Here is a 16,631-nt window from a genome sequence, read left to right on the forward strand (position 1 = left end):
ACTCCTTACCATTGGGGACTAAAATCTTCTACAGGTGGTTTATATGTAGCAGGCACTACACCTTTAGGAATGCGCCAACCACTAGCACTAATACGACTAATCATCTTAGAGGCTTGGTTATTGCTCCATGTTCCTACATTTTTAAATCCTTTGTTTTCAAGGAATCTAATTTGTTTAGGGGTAGACAAGCCTTCTTCACGACGTTTTTGTAATCTATCAATGAGCATAGATGCTTTGCCAGCATCTTCAATACTGTCACCATTGATGCCAAATTGCTCAAGAGTTTTCTTTTGGCTATCCGTAATAGATGTCATTTGCCAACCAAAAGCTGGTACATAATGTGTAAGGTCTTCGGCTTGAATAGAAAACTCGAATTGTAATGGATCAACAAGTTGCGCTTTTTTCTTGCGCATAGCAGCAAGTTCTTTTGCAAGTGCTTCTTCACGTTGAGCTAACACATCAGATTCTGCATCCCTTTCGCATTCTTCAAGGTCCATTCCTTTTTCTTCAAGAATTTCCGTCATGCGTTTGGCCACATCATCTGACTTAGCGATTAAATGAGCAGGTCTACATAATTCGTGACGTTCTACATGCCATAGAAAATCTAAAATTAATAGATGATCTTTACCCGGTGAAAGACGTGTACCACGTCCAATCATCTGACAATACAAAGCACGAGACCGAGTAGGCCGTAATACAATTACACAATCAACGCTTGGACAATCCCATCCTTCCGTTAGCAACATTGAATTACAAAGTACATTATATTTACCTTCAGCAAATGCTTGTGTAATTTCTGTACGGTCTTGGCTTTTACCGTTTACTTCTGCTGCTTTAAATCCTCGTTCATTAAGAATTTCACAAAATCGTTGACTGGTAGCAATTAATGGTAAAAATACAACGATTTTTCTATCCCTGTATTCCATTAATTTATTGGCTATTTCCTCTAAGTAAGGTTCCAATACTCTACCGATATCTCCCACAGCAAAATCACCAGTTGAAATCTTAACCGATGAGATATCTAATGTGAGCGGTAATGTTTGCACCTTAATCTTAGACAAGAACCCCTCTTGAATAGCTTTAGGTAGTGTATATTCAAATGCTAAACTTTCAAATACACGTCCTAAATTTTTCATATCCGAGCGATCTGGTGTAGCCGTTACGCCTAAGACTTTTGCTTGGTCAAAGTAATTTAATATAGCTTGATAACTGCTAGATACAGCATGATGTGCTTCGTCAATGATAATGACATCAAAGTACGTTTTACTGAACATTGACAATCGTTTGTCTTTACATAATGTTTGAACAGAACCTACTATGATGCGGTCCCATTGTCCAAGACATGTATATTCAGCTTTTTCCATTGCCGTTGTAAGCCCTGACGCACTCATAATTTTGTCAGAGGCTTGTTGCAATAGTTCTTCACGATGCGCAAGGATAAGAACACGCTTACCCCTGCGAACCGCTTCCTCAGCAACTTTAGCAAAACAAATTGTTTTACCTGTGCCAGTCGGAAGAACCAACAATGTTTTATTAACCGTTTCCCATTCATGCCATATCGAGTCTACAGCCTGTTGTTGATACGGTCTAAGTTTCATTAGAATGCACCGTATCCATTGGCTTGAGCATTAGGACTTGCAAAACATTTTTTGATTTCGTTACGAGTACCATTATTACCATCATTTTTCACATAGCCTTGTTGTGACAATTCACACATGGCTGACTTACCCAATAACTGTTCAGGGTCAGGATTGTAGTTTTCACCTTTCTTAGCAAGACCTACGGCCATAAATAATTCTGTAACTTTCCAAATGGTTGACTTTGTGTAAAACAAATTGTGAATTAATTTTGTTTTCCCTTGCTGACCACCATCTACTTCGAGAGTAATTTGAGCTTGTGGACAAGATGGTAGCTTGCTACCTTCTTTAGGTTCATAAAATTTCTTTGCTACATCTGTGATTACAAATGGATAAGAACCAGCTTCAAGTAACGTATATTCACGTTCTTCCGCTAAAATAGGTTGGTCAAATGAATATACTTCTTCTGCTTTACCGAATGTTTCAAAATTGCTTTGTGTTGTCATAATAATTAATTTCCTTTCTTAATTGCTTCAACAATATTTGGCCAGAATGGGATAATCCATCCATTAACGAATTCTGGATCATAATTTTCAAATGGTGTACCAGCTGGATATTTACCACGAGCGATAACTACTGATTGAACTTGTTCTAATGTGATACCATCTTTAACCATTAAGTCTTTTAATGGTTTAGGAATAGCTGTTTCAATTAATGGTGTTTCGTTTTTGTTGGTATCAACAGCTTCCTGTGGTGATGTTACAGGTTGTGTTGTAGTAACTTCCCCAATTTGTTTCTTAGTAGCATTCATTACCTCTGGAGCATATTCATTATTAGCAGCTTGTGCTAATTCTTGTGCTGCAGCAGTTGGTAGTACATCATCTGGAATAACATGAGAGATTTGACTATATTCAAATGGCATCATATCTGGTAATCCATGACGATTTTTAGCATCCCATGCGGGGTTATGAGTAGCGTACATTAAACGCTTACCATTAGTTGCTTTCTTCTTGTTTGTTTGAGTAGTGATGATTTCGTTTTTATAATTGGCAAAGAGTACCATGTCCGCCCATTCTTTAATAAGTGGAGAAGTTTGACTGCCTGTCTTTTTGCCAAGTTTCAGTTCAAAGCGATCATATGCGCCTAACTCATCTGGCTGTTCAAACTTACGAATTTGAGCATGAGCAGTAAGTACTACGTTCATACCTGCGTTGATAACTTCATCAAGTAGATTTAAGAAACGGCCCATTTCCTCACGGACAAATACATATCCGTTACCATACCCAAAGTCTTCAATCCCAGATTTATTATGTTTAGCACAGATATACTCAACGCATAGCTGTTCTGCCCAGTCAATCGTATCAATGACTAAAGTCCGATAGAACCCCGGCATTGTTGCAAATTCCTTAACAAAGGAAATTAGCATTTGCCATGATGTAGGCTTATCTGTACGAGCCACATCCAAATGGTCTGTGCTACCCTCTGTATCAATAAATACAGGGGATGGAAAGTGACTAGCAAAAGTTGTTTTACCGATGCCCTCGACACCATACACAATACACTTTTGCGCTCGTTTTCGTTTACCCGTTGTAATATTCATTAAAATCCACCCCATTCATTTTCAGGTTTAGTTTCATTAACTGGTGCTGCCACATTACTGTACTCTTCACCTTTGATGTGTCCATCTTCAATAATGATGGAGCATTCATCTTGGTTATTAGTAACACGAGTCGCAATGACTTGAAGGCCTTCCGATTCAAGCCAAGCCCCAAATTCTTTCATAGTGTCTACATCCATTTGTTCGAGTTTATCCATAAGTACAAATCCGCACTTAGGATTTAAAGCTCTAACAATTGCTGTAGCTACTTTTAACTGTTCCGCACCGGACATGCAATCCCATTGACGATCATTGTAGATGAGGACGCCATCTTGAATGGATAATCCTGATAATGGCATTTGTACAGATTCAAGCAGTTTATTTTTATCTTCCCTAATGGATTCAAGTTCACCAGTCAAGTTGTCATAATCTGCTTTATAATCAGCAGCTTCCTGTAATGCTCTTGCACGTTCTTGATTAGCACGTACCTTTTGATTAATGGCATCTACATTTTTGATTTGCTCCTCGAGTTCAGCCGTAGATTCATCCTCAAGGTCTTTAGCTGCCGTTGTTGCAATATCATAATCTTCAGCCAATTGTGCCTGCTTAGCTTGCAGTTCTTCAAGCTTCTTTTGCGTTTCATCAACCAAGTTGTTGATGGTAACCATTTGAGCTTGAATAGCAGAAACATTGTTCCGCTTTTTTTGATTTTCAGCATTCTTTAATAAAATGGCTTGTTGTTGTTGGATAAGTTCCGATGCGCTAATCGGTTCGAGTGGCACATCATCATAACCAACTAACTCTTTAGCGTACTTGTCTTTCTGAGTGGCAATTTGCCCTATAGAATGACGTTTTGCGTACACCTCTTGGTGTTTACCTTCGAGTTTATTTAATTCGTCTTCTACGCCTAATAATTTCAAAAGTTCATTTGCTTTTTCCTTGTCACTCATTTCCATGAACTTAGGAAGGTCTAAGGCTAATTGGCCAATGAAGCCATCTAAAATACGTTGACCTGATTTTTTACCTTCTGGATCTACGACTTTTAATGTGCTGCTATTACCACTACGTGTAACCACTAGACCATTAGAGAGTTTTACTTCTAATTTAGGTGGGTTGTAGCTCCCATCACGCACCGCACTAGATGGTTCAAACTTTGCACCGCCTAGTGTCCAAGCAATAGCATCAAGAATAGATGTTTTCCCCTGTCCATTCTTTCCACCAATAATAGTTAATCCATTAGGTGATGGTTCATAAGACACAGCTTTAACACGCTTTACATTTTCTAATTCAAATGAATTAATTTTGATTGATTCTCCCATGCATTTGCTCCTTATTCTTGAGTACCAGCCAATAACAAGTAATTGGTTAATTCAGATTTAATTGAATCGGTTTCATATTTGATAGCATCTTTAACATAACGATTCATGATTGGACAAGATAACTTGAACAATAATTTATCCCCTTCGTCTTTAGGTTTAATGATGTCTAATTGCACTTCAATTTTTTGAGTGAATTGACTTTCATTAAGAATGACCATGTTTACAAAGATAAAGCGAGGCATCTTTAAAGTGCCTTCCGCTTCTTTTACTTTGATGCTCATAACATAGTTGTCATCATCAGTTCTAGTAAAATCGCCTTCCGTTTGTGTTACGTATTTGAAGTTTCTAACAGCAATTAAAAGCTTTTCGTAATCTTCGATTTCATGTTCATGAATTTGGAGTAAATCAAGCATTTCTTTTTGCGTTAAACTTAGATTAAAGATGGAGTTCCACTCTTTAAACTGTTCGCTTTTTTGAAATGCATATACAATTTTGTCTTGCGTACGATCTGTTACGGTACAGTCTGTTACTGCTACCACCTTTTTGTCTGAATATGTAATAACAGATGTTTTAGGGTCGCCCTTAGCTTTTACACCTTTAACAAATGATTCAGTACTACTAAGTTCATATCTAAATCCGTGATATTGAAATACGTCATTGGCTTCACCATGACGAATAATTACTTCACCATTTTCTGTCTGTACATTTAAGTTAAATTTTTCTTCCATTGTGTTAACCTCTCTTTTCAGTAGTTGAATTAAATGTTAGAACTTCTAATTGCGGCTTTTCGTTGACATCAACTTTTACTGTAAAGTCGTCCGCATAAGACCCGATAGCACGACGTGAGATAGCTGGTAATGTTGATTTAATATTGTAACCAAGTTCTACGATGGTATCAGTATCTGGAACTCGTAACATTTCAATATTAATAGTGATTTTAGCTTTCTGACCTTTTGAGATTTTTCGTAATGCATCTTTGTACATTTCCTCAAATTCAGCTTCTAACTTTCCATCACAAATATTAGTTAGATTTAAAACTTGTTGTTTTTCATTCATTTGTTTTCTCCTTTTCAAATATATTAAGTAACTCATTTAAGAGAGCCATTCCTTTTTGTTTTTCACACATATCTTTTGTGGCTTCTAAAAATGCTACAAATTGCGTAACATTAAGATTTTTATGTCCAAAGTTATGAGCAGCTGAAACCAAAAGCGCCGCAATTTCTATTTCTCCGCCATTAAATTCATCTTTATTTAAGATAAATTCCATATCATGACCACCATTATCTTTAGGTGTTAATATGATTTCAATTTTTTTTTGCATTTTCTTCTCCAAAGAATTAATTTTAGTTGTATAATTTACTTAGGTATAATTTGCCTGCGCCCGTTTAGCTTGCCGGTTAGCGGGCGTTTTCTTTTTCATACACATTAGTGCACACCCAAACTAGTCCGCCAATAATGATTTGTAATAAAAACTGGAAAAAACCAATTCTATCAATTTCTAGGCTTCCCATGGATCCGATAATCCATATAAAAGCAGCCCATTTTAAAGCAATAATCACAACTTCAACTCCCCTTCTACCATAACCAGTAAATCACTGGTTATTTTTCGTATACTCATTTTTAACTTTTCATTTTCTTGTAAAAGCTCATTACGCTCCTTTTCTAACTTTCTGTATTGTAGTGGACTGTATTCATCCACAATCCCTACTAGCGCCTCGACTTCTTTTTTATTGAAGCGGACGCCCGGAAGCCCTTTTACTTCACGTAGGATGCCACGTTCCCTAAGATTGTTGACGCTGCTTTCGCTGCATTGGAGCAATTCTGCAACGTCTTTAATCGTATAAACTATGGGTTCCATACTGGAATCCTTGATTCTACTTTTGCCATCCTATCTGCTTCACGACATTCTTTGATTTTGCCGTGGATGGACTTTCTACATAACTTACTTGTATGTCGTTTAGCAAAGTATTCTTTAATAATTTTTCTCCAATATTGTGCATACTCAGCATTTCGACCAGCCCAACCGAATGCAGTTGATGTGTTTCCATAGACCTTATTTGCTATTAACAGGTCTTTTTGATTTTGTACTAACATTACTTCTCCTTTTTAGTTTTTTTTTAATAACGAATCTACAGAAACTTTGAAATAATCTGCGACTTTCTGCAAATTATCAACCGACGGTGAAGAAGTATTCCATCGGCGAATGGTGCTTTTTCCAAACCCCAATTCTTTTTCTAATTGAGCGATATTAGTATTTCGTTCGTTACAAAGATTTTGGATGCGTTCTAATATCATAATTCACCTCTCTTTCTTTATCTGAATATTTTCATTTACAAATAGGTGAAAATATTCTACAATGTAGGCATCAAATATTTTTCCACAAATACAAGCCTATTTTTCTGAAAATTTTCAACCTTGATATTATAATATCTGAATATTATCAGAATGTCAATAGGTTTATTTGATTATTTTCAAAAAGAGGTAGACCTATGACAATTAAAGAAAGAATTAGTGTTTTAGCAAAACGTCAGAATACCACTCTACAAAAAATTGAAAGCGATTTGGATTTTGGCCGAGGGACAATATCTCGTTGGGATAAATCATCCCCAAGCGTTGATAAATTGCAACAAGTAGCTCAATATCTAAATGTATCAATAGATTTTTTATTGGGTAATGTTGTATACGACAATTCACCAGATTTATATCCATATGAGGAAGAATCCGAAACCTACTACACCGATCCTGAGGTATCCGAATATGCAAATAAACTAAAAAATAACCCCGGCATGCGAATACTGTTTGACGCTGCCGAGGATATGAGTAAGGAAGATATAGATTTTGTTGTGGATTTGATTGATAAATTAAAGAAACGGGAGGGGAAATAAGATGAAGAAAATATTAGTATTTATTTGGATATTATTTATTCCATTTTTAAGTAATGCGATTTCTGTAAATGAACTCCGTCAAAATTCTAGCCAATATACAATGGTATATTCAAATGAGACTAGTGAGGTTTATGTTGATAATACAACTATTTTAGTATCAAGATATAATCCGCCTTATTACGTTATTAATGCTACTTTATATGGTATATTTTATGATACCAATTATATTGTACAAACAAACCAAACATCATTTTTTAATTATGAAAGAAGTGCCAAAATGCTAGCACCTAAATACGAAAATATGGATGACTTCGTAAACGCTATATCGAATGATAATGGGGTAAATTGGAGAATAAATACAATAACTATTTTCGACTTCGATGGAAATATATTAAAAGCTACAGTTTCATATCCATCTGGGAAAGCTCCTACTGGCAAAACAACTCCTATTTCTCCAGCATATCAAGTGGCAATGTATATATTCTATAAGTCATATAATATGTATTTTAATTATCCATTACCCAATCAATTATTTTAAATAAATCATAAGTGGAGAGTATTGTTATGTCTATTAACTTGATCTATACGCAATTAAAGAAAACACAAACAGCAGTAGCACGTCTTAATGAAGATGGCAGTCATTCAATACTGGTTAATTTAAATAAACCTTTAGATGCTCAACGAGTTAGTGTACTACACGAATTAGGACATATTAAACATGATGACTTTCATTCTGAAAAACATATTAATTTAATAGAACGGATCGCTCATGATAGAGAATTAGATGAAGATATAGACGAGGAATTCTTTTATCACGTGGTTAATAGCAAGGACGTGTAACTATGCAATGCAATATGACGGTTCGCAAAAAAGATGGCAATTACCAAATAATTGTCAGCTATAAAGACGGTATAAAATGGAGGCAAAAATCCAAACAGGGTTTTGCTACTCAAAGAGAAGCAAAGCTCTATGGACAAAAAATTATTGATGAATTAAAAAAGACTGTCACCAATCCACTTGATGACAGTCTAAAAGATATAACGCTTATTCAGTTTTTTGAGATATTTATTAACGAACGCATTAATTCAACTAAGAACACATTAATTACATATAAAAATGCATTAAATGTTGTTGATGCACTAAAAGATAAAAAACTCTCAACAATTACAACGCAAGATATACTACATCAATTCAACAAATCTATATATGCAATTGCAACAATAAACCTTGCTTATAGAGTGTTAAACATGATATTTAACTATGCTATATCGCCATATAAAGTAATTCGTGAAAACCCTTGTAAACCAATAAAGCCACTTAAACAACGTGATGTAAAAAAAGTATCTGTTATTACAACTGAGGAATTGCAACGATTAGATGATTTAGAAAACATCAACTACCTTTATTATGTGTTGTTTATGGTAGCTAGATATACAGGTGCGAGATATGGTGAAATAATAGCCATAACATGGAGTGATATTGATTTCGATAATAAAACAATTTCAATAAACAAACAATGGGTGGCACTAGGAAATAATCAATTTGATTTCTCCTATACAAAATCAACTAATGGAATAAGGACTATCCCTATACCACCTGCATTACTCGAAATATTAAAAGTGTACAAAGATGTATGTACAACAGATCGGTTATTTAATTTTAAACGAAGTAACACTACTACACCGAATAGGATATTACAGAAATACATCCCAGAAAAATCAATGCACGCTTTTCGTCATACATACGCTACTACATTGTTATCAAACAATGTCGATGTTAAGACCGTAGCAAGCCTACTGGGTGATACGGTCGATACAGTTATTCACAATTACATTCATTATACAGATGAGATGAGAATAAAAGCTGCAGAAAGTGTAGCTAATATTTTTGGGTAATTATTTTTGACGAATTTTTGATGAATAAAATAAAATCCTAGCAATATCAATGGTTATTATGGGTTTTGTTAATATCTTTTATTATAACATATATTGTAGGCCATCAATACAGCAATGAACAGTATTTCTCGTATTATCTTCACACCAATCTATGCTAAATTGAGGATACATTTCTTGAAAATATAAAATATTGCGATTTTTGAGACCTCGCACCTTTGATGTACTGCTTCTAGGATAAGAAATTACAATCCTATGTTTCATCAAAATATCACCACTATCCGAATAAAATCTACATCCTACCTTATGGGTATGGTAACAATCAAAATGAGAAAAATTGTAATCATTTTGCTTTCCTAATAAATTTTCTGAAGAAAGATGTTCATCAATACATCTTTCAATACGTTGTTTATATTGTTCATTTACAACGAGCTCACCCATAGCAGGTTCATAGGGACCTGCTATCAAACTATTGCCTGAATCGAGCTCTTCCGTGCTTTGTAATCCTGTACGTATAACTTCAATATTATCCTGTTCAAACCATTCCTTTAAGAATGCACAATATTTAATAGCTTGTTCAGTACTTAATGGCTCATACTCACCAGATCTATATTGATCTGCTAGTTCTGTATTTTCTATAACAAGAACAGGGTAGATTCGTACAAAATCTGGTTCTAATTTAACTACAGCAATAGCGGTTTCTAGAATGGTTTCCCAAGTTTCACCTTTTAATCCTGGTAAAAGCTGAACACCTACAGTCATTCCACGTCGCTTTAATCGTGCAACAGCATCTACTACCTCTTGTGCTGTGTGACCGCGCTTAGCATCGACTAAAATACAATCATTCATAGACTGTACGCCAAGCTCTACTGTTTTTACGCCATAGGATTGTAACAATGAGATAGCCTCATCCCCAACAGCATCAGGCCGTGTAGAGCAACGTATACCATCGATTATATCCTGTTGTAACATCTCATAAGCTGGCGCTAATAAGGTATGTTGCAAATCGCGATGAATGGCTGTAAAAGAGCCTCCATAAAAGGCGACCTCCCAAAACTTATCATTTCGTTTTTTACCTACATAATCTGTAATCGTTTTTTTTATATAATCCGGTGTTATGTGACTAATGCCAGATTGGCCTGTAATACGGGACTGATTACAAAATGTACATACATAAGGACACCCTACATGAGGTATAAAAAAAGGTATCATACCAAATGGTTTCATAGTCACTCTCCTTTCTTATACAAAATAAACTCAGCCAAAACCTTTTATATTAATATATTAAGATATAAGGCTTTCCATACAACGATTATAAGATAAATATATTTCCTATTCTATATACTATTATACAGAAAAAAGCGCCATTAGGCGCTTTTCTATTTGGCCATTAACTTTTCTAACGTTAATTGAGCCGCATGTTGTTCTGCAATTTTTTTACTTTTACCAGAGCCGGCCTCGTAAGTAACACCATTGATTTCGACCACCATATGGAAGGTCTTAGCATGGTCGGGACCACTTTCACTGAGCAAACGATAGACGATATGTTTATCACCATCTCGTTGTACATATTCTTGTAACAAGGTTTTATAATCCTTGCCCCGTTTACCTTCTAAAGCTTGCTTGATATAAATAATGAGATGTTTTAAAACAAAGTCCATCGCAGTTTGATAATCTGTAGAAATATAGATAGCACCAATGAGAGACTCAAAGGTATCCGCTAAAATAGAATTACGATTATTACCACCGGAAGCACGTTCACCATGACCGAGCAATAAATATTGCCCCAATTGTAAAGAACGACTTACAGATGCTAAAGAATCCTCACACACTGTAGCGGCCTTAATTTTCGTCAAATCACCTTCGGCCATGTCTGGATATGTCTTAAATAGGTATTCCCCAATAATAAGATCCAAAACAGCATCGCCTAAAAACTCTAATCGCTGATTGTGATTAATATGCTTTGATTTATGTTCATTCGCATAAGATGTATGTGTAAAAGCACAATCTAAAATGGATATATCTGACACAGGTATGTCTAAACGAGCAACAAGCCCATGAAGAGATTCTTCACGAGCTTGTGTCATCTTACTCTTATGCGCTTCAACAGCTACCATTAGCCTTCATAACGGCGTACGCAAAGTGTACCGTTATGACCACCAAAACCGAAAGAGTTGGAAAGAGCACATTTAACTTGAAGGTCACGTGCGCCTTCGCGAACATAGTCTAGATCCAAACCTTCATCAGGATTGTCACAGTTAATTGTAGGATGAACTTTACCAGTTTCGATAGCCATCGCCATAACGATAGTTTCGATAGCACCAGCAGCACCTAACAAGTGACCTGTCATGGATTTTGTAGAGTTAACAGCGATGTCTTTAGCATGATCGCCGAACAATTCTTTAATAGCCAATGTTTCATTTTTGTCATTAAGGCCAGTAGATGTACCATGAGCATTGATGTAGTTAACGTCTTTAGGATCGATACCTGCATCTTTAATTGCTAATTCCATACATTTACGAGCTTGTACACCACCTGGAGCCGGTGCAGTAATGTGGTAAGCATCGCCATTAGTACCATAACCTACAACTTCAGCGTAGATATGAGCACCACGAGCTTTTGCGTGTTCTAATTCTTCAAGAACAACGATACCAGAACCTTCACCCATTACGAAACCATCGCGATCGCGGTCAAATGGACGAGAAGCTTTTGTTGGTTCGTCATTGCGTGTAGACATAGCTTTCATAGCTGCGAAACCAGCTACAGCTGCAGGAGATACAGCCGCTTCAGTACCACCGGCAAACATGATATCAGCATCACCACGTTGGATAATACGGAAAGCATCGCCAATAGCATTTGTACCAGAAGTACAAGCTGTTACGTCTGTAATAACAGGACCTTTAAGGCCAAGACGGATGGATACACGTGCAGATGTCATATTGGCAATCATCATAGGAACTGCAAATGGACTTACACGGCCAGGACCTTTTTCGAATAATGTTTCATATACTTCATGGATGGAGTCGATACCGCCAATACCAGTACCAACCACAGTACCACAACGATCTAAATCTTGTTTATCTAAATCAAGATCAGCATCTTCACAAGCAAGAACAGCAGCACCGATAGCCAATTCTACAGAACGGTCCATACGACGAGCTTCTTTCTTGTCTACGCCATAGTTTGTAACATCAAAATCTTTTACTTCGCCAGCAATACGCGTTGCATAGTCAGATGCATCAAAGCGTGTAATTGGCCCAATACCAGATTGACCTGCCAATAACGCATTGTAAAAGTTCTCTTTACCGATACCTACAGGAGTCACTGCCCCTAAGCCAGTAATTACTACACGTTTTTCCAATTATTCCACCTCTTATAGCTATACAGCCCTTTTAAATTAATCAATCTCTGCTACTTGCTGTTTGAGTTGAGCAAAGATATCTTTAACTGGCATAATCTTGTCGACTTTTCTCATATTATTGCCAGAGAACACCAAACCTGTTTCCACATCACCTTGTTGTGCACGAGAAAGAGCACGGATGATACAGAATTTATGGGAACAATGTTTTAAACAGTTATCACACACCGTTGGAGGTGCTACAGTACCGTCTAATACAGATTCAGCAAATTTATTTTTAATTGCTTGTCCAGGCAAACCTACAGGGCTTTGAATTAATACAATGTCCTCAGGGTTAGTAGCCCGTACATACATTTTTTTCAATTCGTCAGATGCATTACATTCATCAGAAGCAGCAAAACGACTACCCATTTGAACGCCACTAGCACCTAATTTCAACATTTCTACAATGTCACGACCATCAAGAACACCACCAGCACCAATAACTGGAATGTTTTTAACAGCAGCTACAACTTCCGGAACGATTTCTCGAGCGGAACGATCCGTACCCAAGTGGCCACCAGCTTCGCAACCTTCTACGATGACTGCTGCCGCACCTAGACCTTCAGAAATGCGAGCTAATTTTGCGGACGAAACGATTGGTACGATTGGAGTACCAGACTCTTTGCCCATTGCGAACATATCTCTTGAAAAACCAGCACCTGCTACTACAAGATCAATGCCCTCTTCGATGGCAGTTTTTACTAAGCCAGCAAATTGTGTTGCTGCTACCATCGCATTTATACCAATAATACCCGTAGGTGATAATTTTCTAGCTAATTGTATTTCGTATCGTAATTCATCAAACGGCAAACCGGATGCTGCAATAAGGCCGATACCACCTTCATTTGCAACGGCTGCCGCCAAGCGAGCTGTAGACAATCTAATCGCCATACCACCTTGAATAATAGGTACTTTGGCCACTAGATTCCCAATGCGAAGTTCAGGGAGCTTCACTATCAAATCCTCCTGTAAATAAAACCGGTTGGGAGGCCACTCGGCCTCCCGTGCGGCTGAATTGTCAGCTTTACAGCTTATTTAGCAGAATCAATATATTCTACTGTATCCTTAACGGTTTTAATTTTTTCTGCAACATCGTCAGGGATTTCAACATTGAATTCTTCTTCGAATGCCATGATCAATTCAACGATATCTAAGGAGTCAGCGCCTAAGTCGTCGATGAATGTAGAATCAATGGTAACTTCAGCTTCATCAACGCCTAATTGTTCCACAACGATTGCTTTTACTTTATCGAAAGTGTTCATTGGTGGTTCACCTCCTTTCAAAGTGTATTTATATATAGTCTAATTTTGAAACTACATCACCATACCGCCATCTACATTGATGACTTGGCCTGTAATATAGTTAGCAAAATCGCTAGCAAGGAATGTTGCTACTGTTGCTACTTCTTCAGCATCAGCCATACGGCCCAATGGAATTTCAGCAACCATAGCTTCTTTAACTTTTTCTGGCAATACATCAGTCATATCTGTATTGATAAAGCCTGGTGCAATAGCATTAACAGTAATGCCACGGCTCGCTAATTCTTTAGCACAGGATTTAGTGAAACCAATTACGCCAGCTTTAGAAGCTGCATAGTTAGTTTGACCCGCATTACCCATAACACCTACAACAGATGTCATGTTGATAATACGACCAGAACGTTGTTTCATCATGATTTTAGATACTGCTTTAGTTACTAGATATACACCTTTAAGATTGATATCAATAACAGCATCAAAATCTTCGTCTTTCATACGCATCAACAAACCGTCGCGCGTAATACCCGCATTATTTACGAGAATATCAATGTGACCAAACTCTTTATGAGCTTCTTCTACCATAGAAGCAACTTCATCAGCATTAGCTACATTGGCTTTAATTTTAATGGCTTTACGGCCAAAAGCTTGTACAGCTTCAACAGTTTCTTGAGCTGCACCTTCGCTACCGCTATAGTTAACCACCACATCAGCACCAGATTTTGCCAAATTGATAGCTACAGCGCGACCAATGCCACGGGATGCGCCAGTTACAATGGCTACTTTACCCTCTAAATGCATTTTATCGAACCCCTTTCAAAAATTCAAGCGTTTTCTCTAAGGATGCAATGTCTTCAACATTGGCTAATTCCATATCTTTATTGATCTTTTTAGTAAAGCCAGTAAGTACTTTACCAGGACCTACTTCAACGAATCGAGTTACACCAAAGTTAACCATTTCAGCTACGCAGTCTTCCCACAATACAGGGTTAGCAGCTTGTGTAACTAAGGACTCTTTAATTTCGTTTGCATTAGTCAAAATTTTACCTGTAACATTTGCTACTACAGGAATTTGAGCATCGCTCACTTGGATTTTATCCAACTCTTCTTTTAAACGAAGAGCTGCAGGTTCCATCAAACGGCTGTGGAATGGAGCACTTACAGGAAGCATAACAGCACGTTTTGCACCGGCTTCTTTCATCTTTTCTGCTGCAGTTTCTACCGCTGCTGTTTCACCTGCAATAACGATTTGACCTGGGCAGTTGAAGTTAACTGCTTGTACAGAACCAACAGAATCATTAACCTCTTTACAAATTTCTACAACTTGTTCACGAGGTAAAGCCAGAATTGCGGCCATAGCACCTTTGCCCAATGGCACAGCTTCTTGCATATATTCACCGCGTTTATGAACAACATACACAGCATCTTTAAAGTTCAATACGCCTGCTGCTACAAGAGCACTATACTCACCAAGGCTATGGCCACCTACGATATCAGGTGTAAAACCTTGTTCTTTAAGAACTTCATAGCAAGCTACGGATGCAGTTAAAATAGCTGGTTGTGTATTAGCAGTTTTAACAAGTTCAGTATCAGGACCTTCAAAGCACAATTTGGAAATAGAATAACCAAGTGCTTCGTCAGCTTCTTCAAAACGTTGTTTTACGATAGGATATGCATTGTACAAATCTTGTAGCATGCCTACTTTTTGGGAACCTTGACCAGGAAAAACAAATGCTGTTTTCATAAGGGCCTCCTTATTTACCAAGACCTTGAAGATTGTTAATTACACGTTCGGTTTCAGCCATAATATCTTTGATGATAGTTGCACATGGTTTAACATCTGTTAACATACCAGAGATTTGACCAATCATTACGGAACCTTCTTTTACATCACCATCAATAGCAGCTTTACGAAGTGTACCAGCACCTAGGCTTTCCAATTCTTCTTTAGAACCACCGCTAAATTCAAGGGATTTATATTTATGTGCCAATGCATTATCAATGATACGTACAGGATGACCTGTTGTTAAACCAGTCATAACTGTAGCACGATCTTTTGCTTTCAATACTGCATTTTTATAGTTTTCATGAGCAATACATTCTTCAGATAATACAAAGCGCGTACCCATTTGTACTGCTTGAGCGCCTAATGCAAATGCTGCCGCCATACCACGTCCATCAGCAATACCACCAGCTGCAATAACTGGTACATCTACAGCGTCTACTACTTGAGGAATCAATGCCATAGTTGTAATATCGCCTACGTGACCACCGGATTCTGTACCTTCTGCGATAATTGCATCAATACCACCACGTAACAAGCGTTTTGCAAGTAATACGGAAGCAACTACAGGGATTACCTTTGTACCGATTTCTTTTAAAGCTGGAATGTACACGCCAGGATTACCAGCACCTGTTGTAATTACAGGAACGCGTTCTTCCACAACTACTTCCATAACTTCTTTAACAAATGGAGACATGAGCATGATATTACAACCAAATGGTTTATTTGTACGCTCTTTTAATTTGTGAATTTCATTACGGAAAATATCAGGAGGCATATGACCAGCCCCAATAATACCAAGGCCACCCGCTTCGGAAACAGCTGCCGCTAATTCTGCAGTACCGAGCCAAGCCATACCACCTTGTAAGATTGGGTACTCAATCTGTAATAAATCACAAATGTCAGTCTTAATCATCTTGAT

Annotated in this window: 23 protein-coding genes; 4 read left to right on the plus strand and 19 right to left on the minus strand. The window is 37.2% G+C overall.

Annotation, left to right across the window (positions count from 1 at the left end; genetic code table 11):
* Positions 1-5: 5 nt before the first annotated feature.
* The 11 genes from LKD20_RS02165 to LKD20_RS02215 all read right to left on the minus strand — a co-directional run bounded on the left by LKD20_RS02165 (position 6) and on the right by LKD20_RS02215 (position 6,788).
* Positions 6-1,598 (minus strand): DEAD/DEAH box helicase, encoded by a 1,593-nt coding sequence (locus LKD20_RS02165; protein WP_227720755.1) that lies wholly within the window; start codon positions 1,596-1,598, stop codon positions 6-8.
* Positions 1,598-2,083 (minus strand): hypothetical protein, encoded by a 486-nt coding sequence (locus tag LKD20_RS02170; protein WP_227720756.1) that lies wholly within the window; start codon positions 2,081-2,083, stop codon positions 1,598-1,600. Before LKD20_RS02170 ends, LKD20_RS02165 begins: the two co-directional genes overlap by 1 nt.
* Positions 2,084-2,088: 5 nt before the next feature.
* Positions 2,089-3,177 (minus strand): ATP-binding protein, encoded by a 1,089-nt coding sequence (locus LKD20_RS02175; RefSeq protein WP_227720757.1) that lies wholly within the window; start codon positions 3,175-3,177, stop codon positions 2,089-2,091.
* Positions 3,177-4,493: an AAA family ATPase gene (locus LKD20_RS02180; protein WP_227720758.1), complete on the minus strand. Its 1,317-nt coding sequence runs from the start codon at positions 4,491-4,493 to the stop codon at positions 3,177-3,179. Before LKD20_RS02180 ends, LKD20_RS02175 begins: the two co-directional genes overlap by 1 nt.
* Before the next feature lie 11 nt (positions 4,494-4,504).
* Positions 4,505-5,221: a DUF2303 family protein gene (locus LKD20_RS02185; protein ID WP_227720759.1), complete on the minus strand. Its 717-nt coding sequence runs from the start codon at positions 5,219-5,221 to the stop codon at positions 4,505-4,507.
* A 4-nt stretch (positions 5,222-5,225) separates the two neighbouring features.
* Positions 5,226-5,549, minus strand: a complete 324-nt coding sequence (locus LKD20_RS02190; protein WP_227720760.1) for a hypothetical protein — start codon at positions 5,547-5,549, stop codon at positions 5,226-5,228.
* Positions 5,542-5,814 carry a hypothetical protein gene (locus tag LKD20_RS02195; RefSeq protein ID WP_227720761.1) on the minus strand — a complete coding sequence of 91 codons (273 nt, stop codon included), beginning with the start codon at positions 5,812-5,814 and terminating at the stop codon, positions 5,542-5,544. The genes LKD20_RS02190 and LKD20_RS02195 overlap by 8 nt, the downstream gene beginning before the upstream one ends.
* Positions 5,815-5,890: 76 nt before the next feature.
* Positions 5,891-6,052: a hypothetical protein gene (locus LKD20_RS02200; RefSeq protein ID WP_227720762.1), complete on the minus strand. Its 162-nt coding sequence runs from the start codon at positions 6,050-6,052 to the stop codon at positions 5,891-5,893.
* Positions 6,049-6,351, minus strand: a complete 303-nt coding sequence (locus LKD20_RS02205) for a helix-turn-helix domain-containing protein (protein ID WP_227720763.1) — start codon at positions 6,349-6,351, stop codon at positions 6,049-6,051. Before LKD20_RS02205 ends, LKD20_RS02200 begins: the two co-directional genes overlap by 4 nt.
* Entirely contained in the window at positions 6,339-6,587 is a 249-nt protein-coding gene (locus LKD20_RS02210; RefSeq protein ID WP_227720764.1) for a hypothetical protein, read from the minus strand. Before LKD20_RS02210 ends, LKD20_RS02205 begins: the two co-directional genes overlap by 13 nt.
* A gap of 12 nt (positions 6,588-6,599) precedes the next feature.
* Entirely contained in the window at positions 6,600-6,788 is a 189-nt protein-coding gene (locus LKD20_RS02215) for a helix-turn-helix domain-containing protein (RefSeq protein ID WP_227720765.1), read from the minus strand.
* A gap of 194 nt (positions 6,789-6,982) precedes the next feature.
* Here LKD20_RS02215 and LKD20_RS02220 point away from each other — a divergent pair, with 194 nt between their 5' ends.
* From LKD20_RS02220 to LKD20_RS02235, 4 genes are read left to right on the plus strand one after another with little or no spacing between them, the layout of a single operon-like run.
* Positions 6,983-7,378, plus strand: a complete 396-nt coding sequence (locus tag LKD20_RS02220; RefSeq protein ID WP_227720766.1) for a helix-turn-helix domain-containing protein — start codon at positions 6,983-6,985, stop codon at positions 7,376-7,378.
* Between the two features lies 1 nt (position 7,379).
* The gene (locus tag LKD20_RS02225; protein WP_227720767.1) at positions 7,380-7,916 is read left to right on the plus strand and encodes a hypothetical protein; all 537 of its coding nucleotides are present in this window, start codon (positions 7,380-7,382) and stop codon (positions 7,914-7,916) included.
* 26 nt (positions 7,917-7,942) lie between these two features.
* A complete protein-coding gene (locus LKD20_RS02230; protein WP_227720768.1) occupies positions 7,943-8,218 on the plus strand; it encodes an ImmA/IrrE family metallo-endopeptidase in 276 nt (91 codons plus the stop codon).
* A gap of 2 nt (positions 8,219-8,220) precedes the next feature.
* On the plus strand, positions 8,221-9,273 hold the full coding sequence (locus LKD20_RS02235; protein ID WP_227720769.1) for a site-specific integrase: 1,053 nt from the start codon (positions 8,221-8,223) through the stop codon (positions 9,271-9,273).
* An 81-nt stretch (positions 9,274-9,354) separates the two neighbouring features.
* On the opposite strand, the gene LKD20_RS02240 is transcribed toward LKD20_RS02235, so the two are convergent.
* From LKD20_RS02240 to fabK, 8 genes are all read right to left on the minus strand, one after another.
* Positions 9,355-10,497, minus strand: coding sequence for an elongator complex protein 3 (locus LKD20_RS02240; RefSeq protein WP_227720770.1), 1,143 nt, complete (start codon positions 10,495-10,497; stop codon positions 9,355-9,357).
* 152 nt (positions 10,498-10,649) lie between these two features.
* Positions 10,650-11,387 carry a ribonuclease III gene (gene rnc, locus LKD20_RS02245; RefSeq protein WP_119209042.1) on the minus strand — a complete coding sequence of 246 codons (738 nt, stop codon included), beginning with the start codon at positions 11,385-11,387 and terminating at the stop codon, positions 10,650-10,652.
* Positions 11,387-12,631 carry a beta-ketoacyl-ACP synthase II gene (gene fabF / locus LKD20_RS02250; RefSeq protein ID WP_005386970.1) on the minus strand — a complete coding sequence of 415 codons (1,245 nt, stop codon included), beginning with the start codon at positions 12,629-12,631 and terminating at the stop codon, positions 11,387-11,389. The genes rnc and fabF overlap by 1 nt, the downstream gene beginning before the upstream one ends.
* A gap of 36 nt (positions 12,632-12,667) precedes the next feature.
* Complete coding sequence (locus LKD20_RS02255; protein ID WP_005386972.1) at positions 12,668-13,624, minus strand: NAD(P)H-dependent flavin oxidoreductase; 957 nt, start codon at positions 13,622-13,624, stop codon at positions 12,668-12,670.
* 77 nt (positions 13,625-13,701) lie between these two features.
* A complete protein-coding gene (locus LKD20_RS02260; protein WP_004693441.1) occupies positions 13,702-13,932 on the minus strand; it encodes an acyl carrier protein in 231 nt (76 codons plus the stop codon).
* Between the two features lie 51 nt (positions 13,933-13,983).
* Complete coding sequence (gene fabG, locus LKD20_RS02265) at positions 13,984-14,727, minus strand: 3-oxoacyl-[acyl-carrier-protein] reductase (protein ID WP_227720771.1); 744 nt, start codon at positions 14,725-14,727, stop codon at positions 13,984-13,986.
* A 1-nt stretch (position 14,728) separates the two neighbouring features.
* Positions 14,729-15,670 carry an ACP S-malonyltransferase gene (fabD, locus tag LKD20_RS02270; RefSeq protein ID WP_227720772.1) on the minus strand — a complete coding sequence of 314 codons (942 nt, stop codon included), beginning with the start codon at positions 15,668-15,670 and terminating at the stop codon, positions 14,729-14,731.
* Positions 15,671-15,680: 10 nt separating this feature from the next.
* Positions 15,681-16,625: an enoyl-[acyl-carrier-protein] reductase FabK gene (gene fabK, locus LKD20_RS02275; RefSeq protein ID WP_227720773.1), complete on the minus strand. Its 945-nt coding sequence runs from the start codon at positions 16,623-16,625 to the stop codon at positions 15,681-15,683.
* Between the last annotated feature and the right edge of the window lie 6 nt (positions 16,626-16,631).

Source organism: Veillonella fallax (assembly GCF_020687175.1).
GTDB lineage: Bacteria > Bacillota > Negativicutes > Veillonellales > Veillonellaceae > Veillonella > Veillonella fallax.